General features: G+C 43.8%; 9 protein-coding genes and 1 other annotated feature. Of the genes, 1 reads left to right on the top strand and 8 read right to left on the bottom strand.

Going from position 1 to position 12,655, the window contains the following annotated elements:
• The first annotated feature begins 44 nt into the window (after positions 1-44).
• A complete protein-coding gene (locus FC51_RS08380) occupies positions 45-800 on the top strand; it encodes a TraX family protein (RefSeq protein ID WP_225362380.1) in 756 nt (251 codons plus the stop codon).
• A gap of 65 nt (positions 801-865) precedes the next feature.
• Here the strand turns inward: FC51_RS08380 and FC51_RS08385 are convergent, their stop codons facing one another.
• The 8 genes from FC51_RS08385 to phnW all read right to left on the bottom strand — a co-directional run bounded on the left by FC51_RS08385 (position 866) and on the right by phnW (position 12,652).
• Positions 866-3,007, bottom strand: a complete 2,142-nt coding sequence (locus FC51_RS08385) for a dockerin (RefSeq protein WP_138491136.1) — start codon at positions 3,005-3,007, stop codon at positions 866-868.
• A gap of 167 nt (positions 3,008-3,174) precedes the next feature.
• On the bottom strand, positions 3,175-4,098 hold the full coding sequence (locus FC51_RS08390) for a hypothetical protein (protein WP_057910698.1): 924 nt from the start codon (positions 4,096-4,098) through the stop codon (positions 3,175-3,177).
• Positions 4,099-4,111: 13 nt separating this feature from the next.
• On the bottom strand, positions 4,112-5,998 hold the full coding sequence (locus FC51_RS08395; RefSeq protein ID WP_057910699.1) for an ABC transporter ATP-binding protein: 1,887 nt from the start codon (positions 5,996-5,998) through the stop codon (positions 4,112-4,114).
• The gene (locus tag FC51_RS08400; protein WP_057910700.1) at positions 5,998-7,734 is read right to left on the bottom strand and encodes an ABC transporter ATP-binding protein; all 1,737 of its coding nucleotides are present in this window, start codon (positions 7,732-7,734) and stop codon (positions 5,998-6,000) included. The genes FC51_RS08395 and FC51_RS08400 overlap by 1 nt, the downstream gene beginning before the upstream one ends.
• A 311-nt stretch (positions 7,735-8,045) precedes the next feature.
• Entirely contained in the window at positions 8,046-9,356 is a 1,311-nt protein-coding gene (locus FC51_RS08405) for an MFS transporter (protein ID WP_057910701.1), read from the bottom strand.
• 119 nt (positions 9,357-9,475) lie between these two features.
• A complete protein-coding gene (locus tag FC51_RS08410; protein ID WP_174520081.1) occupies positions 9,476-10,381 on the bottom strand; it encodes an isocitrate lyase/PEP mutase family protein in 906 nt (301 codons plus the stop codon).
• Positions 10,368-11,114 (bottom strand): isocitrate lyase/phosphoenolpyruvate mutase family protein, encoded by a 747-nt coding sequence (locus FC51_RS08415; protein ID WP_057910702.1) that lies wholly within the window; start codon positions 11,112-11,114, stop codon positions 10,368-10,370. The genes FC51_RS08410 and FC51_RS08415 overlap by 14 nt, the downstream gene beginning before the upstream one ends.
• Positions 11,115-11,181: 67 nt before the next feature.
• Positions 11,182-11,439, bottom strand: a binding site (T-box leader).
• A 127-nt stretch (positions 11,440-11,566) separates the two neighbouring features.
• A complete protein-coding gene (gene phnW / locus FC51_RS12560) occupies positions 11,567-12,652 on the bottom strand; it encodes a 2-aminoethylphosphonate--pyruvate transaminase (protein ID WP_375710450.1) in 1,086 nt (361 codons plus the stop codon).
• Between the last annotated feature and the right edge of the window lie 3 nt (positions 12,653-12,655).

The following is a 12,655-nucleotide window of genomic DNA, read 5'->3' on the forward strand; positions in this document are numbered from 1 at the left end:
ATACAACTGCCCGTCGTGGTATCACCAACTTCGACATCAAGGTCATCGGAATTACCCTGATGTTCATCGACCACGTTCACGAAATGTTCAACGCCGCCGGAGTTCCGGACTGGGTCGACTGGTTTGGCCGTCCGGTCGCCACCATTTTTTTCTTCCTCAGTGTTGAAGGCTTTATTCATACCCACGACCAAAAACGCTATTTGAGTCGTCTGCTGATCGGCTTTTGGATCATGCAGATTGGTAATTTAGTCGTCCAACATTTCTTTAGCCTTGGAAACTTTGCGCTGATCAATAACATTTTCGGCGACTTATTCATTGGTGTCCTGACGATGTATGGCATTCAAACCATTTCACAAGGCCGCCAAAAACATCAACCATCTAAAATTTGGGGTGGGATCTTCCTCATCATTCTCCCCCTCATCTTTGCTGGCCTCATGATGACTGTCTTGTCCGCAAATCTTGGAGGCACCATCTGGATGAAGGTCGTATCATTACTTCCAAACCCATTACTTGCTGAAAATGGCTTTGTTCTTTATCTTGGGCCTTTGCTATACCTATTGCGAAAGAACCGAAACTGGCAGCTGTTAGCGATCGTCGCCGTTGCCCTCCTAACGACTGGATTTAATTTCAGCACCATGTTTACCACCAACTTCCAGTGGCTAATGTTTCTCGCTGTGATTCCAATTTACTTCTACAACGGCAAGCTCGGCCGCAGTATGAAAGGCTTCTTCTATGCTTTTTATCCGCTGCACATCTGGATTCTATATATTTTAGCATCATTGATGGGGATTCATTATTAAGGCAAATTAAAAGACGATTTTTCCAGCAATTGGAGAAATCGTCTTTTTTGTGACCAATCAACAAATTAAGAATTTTTGACTGCATCTGTCGGCTTTATATAGCCATCTTTATATTGATCAAGTGAAGTGGACACTGACTCATACCCGGATAATTTTCCTGACTGTACTTGATAGCCAGAATCATCAAAGAAATCTCCGTAAGATTTAGCATTCCCAGCAAGTCCACTAATCGCCTTAGGGCTTCCGCCGCCTCCAATGGACATTCCACCAAGCTGTGCATGATCAAGTACCGAATAATACCCCTGAGCAAGTGCGCTGTCAGTTGCTTTCGCATCATTGCCAATGTGAGCGTGGTCTTTCACGATTGCCATCTCATCAACAATGGCATGACCCGTCAGCTTTCCATACTGATCAACGATCCCATAGTCTCTGACAGAAGCATGATCTTCAACACTTGCATTGCCTTCAACTAAAGCATGTCCAGAAATATGTGCATCACCGGAAACATCTGCATGATCTTTAACAACAGCATGACCAGTAATAACCGCATGGTCTTTTACTTTCGCATGATCAAGAATTGCTGCCCCCTTACCAACGGTCACATCCTTTCCTACAGATGCCGTATTGGCTACGAAGCCGCCATCTTTCGTGTAGTATCCACTTACACCTTTCAAACTGGTCTGTGGTCGACTTGCTGGGGTCGCATTTTTAAGGGTAACTTGATAGGGATAGCGCGCTTTTGAGTTGTATGGATGCGCCTTTTCAGAAAATTGTTTACTATCAATTGATAGCCCAAATGTGTTCACATCAACATTTTTCTTATCCGGGGTCGCTGCCACACTCAAATAAACATCGTCAGTTTGTTTGACGGAAATACTTTTTGAGCCATTGCTTCTAAACAGCTTTGAATATCTTGCAGAAGCGCCATTTCCCGGCTGAACAATCAATCTAGCTCGCCAGTCAGCTCCGTGCTTTTTTGTCAATCCTTTAAGGCTGACTGTTAGCTTAGTTTGATTTTGTTTGTGCTTAAATTTGGGTTGTAATTTGATTATATTAAACGCATTGGCCTGTGGCGTCCTTTCATTAGGCACGCGAAATGTATTAGATGTATGATTGACCTTTTCCATCTGAGTATAAAATTGTTGCCAGTAGAGATTATGTTGCTTAAACAGACTATTAAGTGCGATTGAATAAAGCGTTTTGGGTGAATAAGGCTGACTATCATTACCAGCCCATTCCAAGCTTGCAATTCGACTAGCATAGTCTCCAAACAATGTTTTTTGGCTAACTCGCGGTGTATTTTTTCTCAATATTTTGAAAAATGTTTCATGGGAATTGGTTTTATCGCCATTCGTTAGAAGCTTTTTCATCAAGTTACTCGAAATATTCAAGTGATCTGGATTGTGTTGTAAAAATAACAGTAGTGGCCAAGCCTCATAGAATGCTCTCCCATTAACAGGTGTGAGCATGGTCGCCCGCAAATACATTTCACTCAATGAAGTCCCTAAGTTGTTCCCTGAGTTGCGGTAAACATCGCTATATGCGTATTCTTCTCGAAACCAGTTTGCAACAGTTTCATACCAAGGCTGTAAATATTTTCCGTCATTCCAACTATTATTTCCTTGAGCAAACTGAACATCATGACCAAACTCATGAGGAACACCTGAACCCCACCAATCTTTGGAAGGCTCAAGGGCGGCGACTTGGGCAGCAAAGTATGGATACGTTTGGGAATCACGATCGGCATAGGCCCATGCATTCTGGACACCACTCAGCCCTGTGTCTGCCAATAACACATTTAACTTGTATGGCTGTTGTTGATCATAGGGTTTATTAATTGCATACAATGGCGGCGTCATTTTCATCTCACCAATGTAAACCTGCCAAACCTGTTCCATTAATGTGCCCGCCTCTTTCAAATAAGCAAGTGTCACCTTTGACGCATTACCAGAATTTCCCCAATAGAAGTTAAAGTGGCTTGTTTCATAATGATTCGCATTTTGCGCACTAATTGTGACTCCTTTTAACTCAAATGCGCGTGTCGGCAATGACGAACTGGACTGAGTTGAAATTGTGTCCATATCTCCAGTGGTCCCCAAAGTATCAGCACTCACATTTTCTTGAAATATAACTGCCGACGCCAGTACCCATAGAAGTATCGCCAAGATATGTTTCGACCAATGTATATGTATTTTCCGACTTTTCATGTAATGACCTCCCTAAATAATTTAATGACGCATGCTTTCATTATAATTAGGTTAGATTATTAAGCAAATATTAATATATCACAAATTAAATTTAATTTTAATCAAGAAAAAGATGCCTCCCGCCATTATTCCGGAGAGGCATCACTTTTATATATATGAATCATATTTTACTTCGTAATAAACACATACAACGTACTGGTCGAATATCCCAGACTAAACAGTAAGCCGTTAGAGTGGAACTTCGGCGCTGTTGTGGAACTGGATTTCTTCGCCTTTGCCTGCTTTTGGAACTTCTTCAAAACGTGCTTGGCATTGGCGCCGACACTTTCCGATAAGACTGAAAATGAAACGATAAACGGCTTAAGTTCAGACTTATGCTTCAAGCTGGACACCGGGACCATCATTGCAATTCCCAAAACCTTATCACCGTTTAGATTTGCTCTCAAAACCATCTTGTTGGTCGAAATCAAATTATGAATGCCCGTTTGTGGTTTTTTCGGCAGCAATTGATCCTTGACACTCGCCTTCGCCTGCTTCATCGCTGGTGCAAGTTGGGCTTGCGTTTGCTTGAGCTTGGCTGCTTCCTGCTTCAAAGCCATGGCTTGTTGGGCCTTCTTCTGCATGGCCGCTACGCTCGTATCCTTACTGGATTTAAGCGCTTGGGATTGCTTTTTTAACTGGGCAGCCTGCTTTGCCATCCCGGCTGCCAGCTTTTGATCCTTCGTTGACAATGCCGATCCGGTTAACGCTTGGTTGTATGAAGCGCGCATCTTCTGGTAGCTGGCAACGACCTTTGCCTTGGCTACCGTTACCGTCTGGTGTTTGCCGTCCGCTGTCAGCTTAACCGTTTGCTGGTAATTCTTGGTCGGTACACTAATCACAAAAGCACCACTATCCGTTTTCACCGACTTCTTGGGGCCATTATTGACCGTGTAGTGAACCTGATTTTGGTTACTCTTTCCTTTGACGGTCACAGCCAGGGCGTTGGCATTCAAATGATGGTTCGATACCGTCAGCGTTGGTGTGCCACAGCCACTCAGCACGATCATGAGAGAAGCTGCTGCGATCAATAAGCTCAATATTTTTTTCATCGTCTGCTCCTCCCTAATCAAATGAAACGTCATCTGAGAATTGACTGTTGTACAAGTCGGCATAGAAACCATTTTTGGCAAGCAGCTCATTATGCGTTCCGGTTTCAACAACTGCTCCATGATTCATCACAATAATGTTGTCTGCATTTTGAATTGTCGACAATCTGTGAGCCACGACAAAGCTGGTCCGATTTTCCAACAACTGACTCATAGCGTGCTGGATCTGAACTTCGGTCCGAGTATCAACGGAACTGGTGGCCTCATCCAAAATCAGAATTTCAGGGTTCGCCACAAAGGCGCGGGCAATCGTAATTAGTTGACGCTGTCCTTGAGAAATATTGGAAGCAGACTCATTTAAGATGGTATCGTAGCCCTTTGGCAGCTTACGGACGAATTCATCCACGTGAGCAGCTTTAGCGGCTTCAATGATTTCTTCTTTGGAAGCATCTTCGCGGCCGTATTTAATGTTGTCATAAATCGACCCCGTGAACAGCCAGGTATCTTGGAGAACCATCGCAAAGTGAGACCGCAATGCTTCTCGATCCAAATCTCTGGTGTCGACACCCTTGAGGCGAATACTACCGCCCTTAACGTCGTAGAAGCGCTCCAACAGGTTAATGATGGTTGTCTTACCAGCACCGGTCGGACCGACGATAGCGACCTGCTGGCCACGTTTAACGGCAAGGTTATAATCCTTCATCAACAACTCGTCATCGTTGTAGCCAAACTGAACGTGTTCCAACTCGACCAAATTATCGGTATTTTCTTCAATCGGTCGATTTTGCTTGGTATTCTTCATTTCTTCTTCATCAATCACTTCAAACACCCGCTCAGCTGAAGCGATCGTCGACTGAATGGTGTTCATCAAGTTGGCTAACTGAGAAATTGGTTGTGAAAACTGGTTGGTATACTGCAAGAAGGCCTGCACGTTACCAAGGGTGACCGTTCCGTTCGCAACCTGGATGCCACCAACAACGGCAACGAAGACGTAACCAATGTTATTTAAGAAGATCATCATGGGCATGATAATCCCTGAAATAAATTGGGCTTTCCAAGCAGCTTGATAATATTTCTTATTTTGAACTTCAAACTGGTCAATCGTGTCCTGTTCCTTATTAAAACTCTTGAGGACGATTTGGCCAGCGTAGTTTTCTTCCACTTGGTTGTTTAATAAGCCAAGACTCTTCTGTTGGGCCGCGAAATACTTCTGGGATCGTGGTGCAATCACGCCGACAATTAACAAGCTCAACGGAATCGTTACCAATGCAATCAAGGTCAATTTCCAACTAATCGTAAACATCATCCACAAAGTTCCAATGAAGGTCACAAAAGACGTAACCGCCTGGGTAAGACTTTGTTGGAGGGTGCTGGCGATATTATCCATATCGTTAACCGCCCGGCTCATGACATCACCGTTACTGTGCGTATCGTAGTATTGGATGGGCACCAGGCGCATCTTTTGTTTCATTTGCCGCCGTAATTTATAGACCGTATTCTGTGAAATTCGGGTCATAATATACTGTTGCAAGAAGCTGAAGACCGCAGAAGCCAAATACATCACAAGAACGATGAGAATAATTTGGACAATCTTTTGATAGTTAATCGGAAGTGAAGCCACGCTAAAGCCGGCTTTTTGTTGGGCATTTCCCTTCATCAAGCCCTTAAAGATTTCAGTCGTTGCTTCTCCTAAAATCTTCGGGGTTCGAATCTGGAAGATAACACTGATAATGGCAAAGGCCAGAACCAGGATTAAACCGACCAGGCGATCTTGCATGTAATCCAGCAGTCGCTTAGTGGTTCCCCAAAAGTTATGGGGTTTTTCGACAACTCCCTGAAAACCGCCATGGCCACCATGATTTTGGTTGCCGGCAGGTTGTGGTGCCGTATCTTTTTCAGCCATTATTTGTCATCCTCCTCTCGTAATTGTGAGTGAATAATTTCTTGATAAACCTTGTTGTTGGCGCGGAGCTCATCGTGAGTGCCTTTGCCAACCAACTTACCGTTATCAAGCACTAAGATCAGGTCAGCGTCAGCCACCGTGGCGATTCGTTGGGCCACGATAACCGTAATGCTTTGCTGGATATGCTCATCAGCTCTTAAAGCAGCCCGCAAATCAGCATCGGTCTTGAAATCCAGTGCTGAAAAGGAGTCATCAAAGACGTACACAGCGGACTTCTTAACCAGGGCTCTGGCAATGGCCAACCGTTGCTTTTGACCACCTGAGAAGTTATCCCCACCTTGTTCGACTTGCAAATCAAGGCCAGCTGGATCTTCTTCAACGAAATCTTTGGCTCGAGCAATTTCCAGTGCATGCCAAATCTCATCATCAGTGGCATTGGGATTTCCGTACTTCATATTATCGCGAATGGATCCGGTGAATAAGGTCGCTTTTTGAGGAACAAAGGACACCTGATTTCGCAGGTCTTTCATCGAAAAATCGTTGATGTTATGACCATCCAACTCGATTTCACCTTTATCAACATCGTAAAAACGCGGAATCAAGCTGACCAGCGTCGTCTTTCCTGAACCGGTTCCCCCGATGATCGCAACCGTTTGGCCGCTGCTAGCTTTAAAATCGATATCCGAAAGCGCCGGCATTTCTGCTTGACGATAGCGGTAGTCGACATGATCAAATGATAAGGTATGTTGCTTGACGTTTGGGTCAAGGGCGACGGGATGTTCCGCTGGCTTCATGGTTGATTTCAATGCAAAGACCGTCTGAATCCGTTTGGCAGAAGCTTGCGCCCGTGGAATAAAGACGAAAACCATCGAAAGCATCATGAAGCTCATCAGAATCTGCATGGCGTAACTCATGAACGCAATCAGGTTACCAACTTGCATCGACTGAGCACCAATTAATTTGGCACCAAACCAGACAATCGCGACGTTAGTACCACTCATAATCAGCGTCATCACTGGAAATGCCAAGGCGACAATCGTGTTAACCTTAATCGCATTGGCAGTGTAATCCTTGTTGGCATCCTCGAAGCGATCCTGTTCAAACTGGTCTTGACGAAATGCCCGAATAACCCGAACTCCGGTCAAGCCTTCACGGAAAATCCGGTTAATCTTATCGGTCTTTGTCTGCATTGCTCTAAACAATGGAACAGAAAAATACAGCAGCAGGCCGACAAAGATAATCATAATTGGCAAAACAACCAGGAAAATCATCGTCAATTGATGATCCTTGGTGTAAGCCAAAAAGCTCGCACCGATCAGCATGATGGGTGCCATTAACATCATTCGCAGCATAATAATGGCAACGTTTTGAATCTGAACCACATCGTTGGTCGTCCGGGTGATTAATGATGACGTTTCAATTTGGTCATATTCATCCTTCGAAAAATTGATAACTTTGCGGTAAACGTCACTTCGCAAGTTTTGACCCAACTTTTGTGAAGTCCGGGCAGCGAGAAAGACGTTGCAGATTGCCGCCAATATACTTATCAGCGAGAAGCCGGCCATTTCAAAGCCGATCTTCCAGATATAGTTAATGTCTCCTTTGGCCACCCCATTATTAACAATGTCCGAGGTCAAGCTGGGAAGGTTCAAATTTGCAATAACTTGAACGATCATAAACAGCACTGCCCCAAGAACTGCCAGGTATGAGATCCGTCCTTTGGCAATTTTCAGCATTTTGCTACTCCTTCCAGGTTCGTTATTTTAATGATTCTTTTACATATATTTAGGTACCGAACTATATTACTGCTAGTCAATCTAAAATACAAGCATAATTTAGAAAAATAATATGCAAACAGATACTTCCTATTATGAACTTCTCGGCCGTGAGTTTCATCAATGTTAATCAAAAATTTTGGGTGCGGTGAACTGCTACGAGATTAGAACTTATTAGCGAACATTGTAGTTGTTTTAACAGCAAACAAAAGGCCGAGCCATCAATAGATTAATGATGGCTCGACCTTTGATCCTCCACTATTCAGATAGTTTTATTTAATGGCCTTTTGATCCGTCTCGGGTCCAAACAGCCCAACGATGATTGCGGCAATAATCGCCATTGCGGCAATCATATAGTAGATAAATGATGTGGCAACCTGTGTGATCATAAATGCAACGAAGATTGGCATTAAGCCATTTAATAGCTTGGAAATCCCATTAGCAATCCCGGCACCACGGAATCTGTGAGCCGTTTCAAATAACTCATTCGTATAGATGCTAACAACCGAAGCAACCAGAATGTATAACGTGATCGTCAGCAAGAAGCCATTAATCAAAATGCCTGCCGTACTGCGTTCGTATGCATAGGCAATTCCCAAAATAGCTGTTGCGATAAACGCGGTAACAATTAACTTCTTGCGGCCGGTTTTATCGACTAACAGAGCTCCGATTGCCGCCCCAATTGGAGCCCCGATCATCATAATAGCGGAAAAGCCAATCGAATCAACAATATTAATTCCCTGCTTCAAAAGTAACGTTGGCACCCAAGATGTGAATGTATATTGGCAAAGAAGGGTTGCGCTAACCGCGATAATTGCAATGAACAGCCCTTTTGCAAAGGGAATATGAATGACTGGTTCGTCTGGATGAGTCATCTCATCCTTTTCATAAAGACCCCGAACAGTTAATTTCTTAATAATAACATTTGCTTCTTCAGTCCGACCCTTGGCAAGAAGCCAGCGGGGTGATTCAGGAAAATGACGACGGGCAAGCCAAAGCACTAAAGCAAGTGTTCCCATTGTAAGAAACATTGAACGCCAACCAAATCTTGGAATCATGAACGATGCGATCAATAGGGTGATCGGTGCCCCCGTGTTCGCAACGATGGCGGTCATCCCTGACCAATGTCCTCGCCGTTTGATGGGTGCAAACTCATTAACCACCGCATACCCGGTAACAATTTCTGCTCCCAGGCCGATGGCAGCAATAAATCTCAGTCCAATCAGAAGCGTCATACTTGGCGCAAACGCCGATAACAATGTAAATACACCGAAAAGTAAAAGATTAAAGTGGTAGGACAATTTTCGCCCAAAAAAGTCGCCAATGTAGCCGGCTAAAAGTGAACCGATAAAAAGACCTAAAAAGCCACTTGATAGAAAGTATGAACCTTGGCTAATACTCGCAAATTTTGTCTGAATTAACGTACTATTAATTGCACCAGCCATATAAACATCAGCGGCATCTAGAATCATCCCTGCCCCCGCCAAGGCAAATACCTTATAAAATAACGGTGTTTCACGTGCCTCATTTAACTGGTTCTCTAACGAATACGCCTGATTGGAACTATACGTGTTATCTGCCATAATTAAATCCTCCATTACTATGTGTGCCTGCCATCTCAACTATTAACTATGTTCGTCGATCTATGTGTTGATGAAACCAATTGAAAAGTTATGTGTGATGGAACAAAATAAGCATTGCTTTAAGACATATACGTCCGGGCCATCTTTTCAGGTGAATATTCCGCATCCCTTGCGTTAACACGGTCCAGTCCTACAAATTCATTGAACTTTGGAAAAGTGATCATTCGATCCTTGTATGCTTTAGTCGACCCATCACGTTTCAAAGTTTCAAGTAACGTCTTTTCAGCGTATGCCTGCGTATAGGTCAATGTGTTTGGATGCACCACGATATTAAAGCCTAATTCCTGTAGATCCTCTTTTTTCGTTAGCGGTGTTTTGCCGTCCTCAATCATGTTGGCCATCAGCGGTGTGTCAGGAAAGGCTTCATGAATCTTTTCCAATTCTGCAACGCTTTGTGGCGCTTCAATAAATATAAAATCGGCGCCCGCGGCACGATACCGTTTACTACGGGCAATTGCGTCATCCAAGCCATAAACTGCACGGGCATCAGTTCTCGACATAATCAAAAAGTCATCGTGTTTACGCGCTGATTTTGCAGCTCGCAGCTTAGCTTCAAGAACTTCCGTCGGTTCAACTTTTTTACCATCCATGTGTCCACACCGTTTAGGCCAAACCTGATCTTCGATAAACATCCCCGCTGCCCCGATCGCTTCATAACTTTCGACAGTTCGCTTAATATTATCGAGATCACCATACCCCGTATCTGCGTCGGCAAATACCGGAACATTAACTGCATTAATAATCTGCCGACATCGTTCAAGTGAAAGGCCAAAGTCCGCAATTCCTCGATCCGGCATGGCCAAAGCTGACGCGCTTGTGGCATATCCAGCTGAAAATATCGCTTGAGCCCCTTCGGCTTCAGCAATTTTGGCAGCTAAAGCATCTGGTGCGACCATCATCTCAACGATGTTGCCGCTCATGACTTCTTTATTAAATTGATGACGCATCTTATTATTTTTCAGCATAAGTGATGCCTCCTTGTTTGATTAATTTGATTGCATCTGACTGCGCGTTCTTAATTGCACTCGTTAAACTTCCCTTGTCCAGCCAGCCAGAAATCCCGGTAATTTGGGTCATTCCCGGGGTCCAAGTTTCCATTAGCGGCAATGGTAACTGTCGTTCAGTCAGTTGAGCTAATTGATCGATATCGTAATGATCAATGGCAATTGCATCAGCGCCAGCCTTTGCCAGATATCCAATTCGTTGAATAATACCCTCAATTCCATAAGATTGAATTCCTTCTAGCTTGATCCAAATTTGGGTGTCCGAATTTTCCAAGGCGTCCTTGGCTGCCCTCAACTTACCAATCAAGTCCTCTGGTGTTGTGGTGTGGGGCTCCGCCGTTGTGTGAGCAGGGTATGTCTGGTCATTCAACAATAAAATGTCTCCACCTGATCGTTCCAGTTCCATTGCCGAATAGTAGGTATTGAGAGGATTGCCAAACCCTGACTGCAGATCGGCAATCAACCGCCCGGTCTTTTTTAAACGCATGTCCCGCAAGAATTTCGCATATTCAGACAATGTCAGCATGCCTTGCGAATCCTCGGCTATCAATGTATTGGCTGTCAAAGTGCCATCAATTAAAATTGCTGGAAAGCCTTCATCACTTAACATCCTGAAAGTATTCCCGTCACCTGAAGCAGGGATAATTGTGTCGGGATGTTGATCTAGATAGGTTAATAAATTAGTTTGAGTCATTGTGATTCCTCCAATCAATTATGTGTAGAAAAATGAGAAAATAAAAAATGCGTCCTTCGAATCAACTTCGAAGGGCGCATTTTAAAATAGATGCACGGTACCACCTTGATTTATCGAATTAAACCATTCAATTCAATTCGATCTTAACGAACACAATTTATAAAATTGTAGTCGCTGGCCTTTTAATGGTGGCATCCAGTAAACACTCAGGGATCGCATCTACAGCTCCAAGCCTACTTTCAATCATGAATTGCAATTTCCTTTCACCAACCGGAAACTCTCTAAATGCAATTAATAATTTACTCCCGCTTTTCATCGCTTTTCTCAACGTTTTCTAATTGAATAGTATCTTAACTCATTGAATTTTAATTGTAAAGGGATTTTTTACATTCTCACAATTAATCCTTCAAGTCAGATTACAACTAGGCTTCATTCAATGCAGGGAAAATCGGCTACACCTTAACCACATCATGCTTCTTGATCAACGTGAGCAATTCCTCAATATCCCCGGAATAGACTTCCCCGATATTTCCAATTCGGAAACTATCAATATTGGAAACTTTTCCTGGATAAATGATGAATCCATTTTGCTTGAGATATTCGTACAAGCTACGGAAATCAAAATCGGCCGTGGGGTACTTAAATGACGTAATGATCGGTGACTGAACGGCCTCATCAATAACCGGCTGATAACCGATTTCAATCATTCCTGCCCGCAGCATCTTCTCGTTTTGAGTGTATCGGGCATTACGCCCCGAAACGCCGCCTTCAGCATCCAGCTCACGTAATGCTTGAAGAAATGCGTAGACCACGTGGGTTGGGGACGTGAACCGCCATTTGCCATCATTGTCTTCAAAGCACTTATATTGATCGTACAAATCAAGTGCCAAAGAACGGGCATTGCCGGCTGTTTCATCAATGACAGCCTTTCTGGCAATCACCAGCCCAAAGCCGGGAACGCCTTGAATACATTTATTTGAGCTGCTAATCAAATAATCAATTTCACTTTTCTCAACATCAATCGGCACGCCGCCAAAGCTCGACATTGCGTCAACGATCGTCGTAATCCCTTTGGCATGAACTTTAGGGATGATGGTTTCAATTGGATTCAGGATTCCAGTCGTTGTTTCGCAATGAACAATCGCAAAATGGGTCACTTCCGGATGCGCATCGAGAGCCCTTTTGATCTGATGCCAATCGGTAATTTCATCTTCTCGAAAGTTCAAATCAACGTGTTTAATATCAAGGTAATCGGCGATTTGAGCCATTCGTTGGCCATAGGCACCGTTAATGGCAATCATCAAAACTGCCGACTGCTTTGGGACCGCCGTTCCAATTGTTGATTCCACGGCAAACGTGCCGCTTCCCTGCATCAACACAGCGGTGTAGTTTGCGCTCGAGACATTTGCCAACTTCAACAACGCTTGTCGAACTGCTTGGGTGTCGGCTTTATATTCATCATCCCAAGTACCATGGTCGACCAACATTTGTTTCTTAACAACTGGACTCGTTGTCAGTGGCCCCGGTGTCAGTAAAATTGG

Source organism: Lentilactobacillus parabuchneri DSM 5707 = NBRC 107865 (assembly GCF_001435315.1).
GTDB classification, from domain to species: Bacteria; Bacillota; Bacilli; order Lactobacillales; family Lactobacillaceae; genus Lentilactobacillus; species Lentilactobacillus parabuchneri.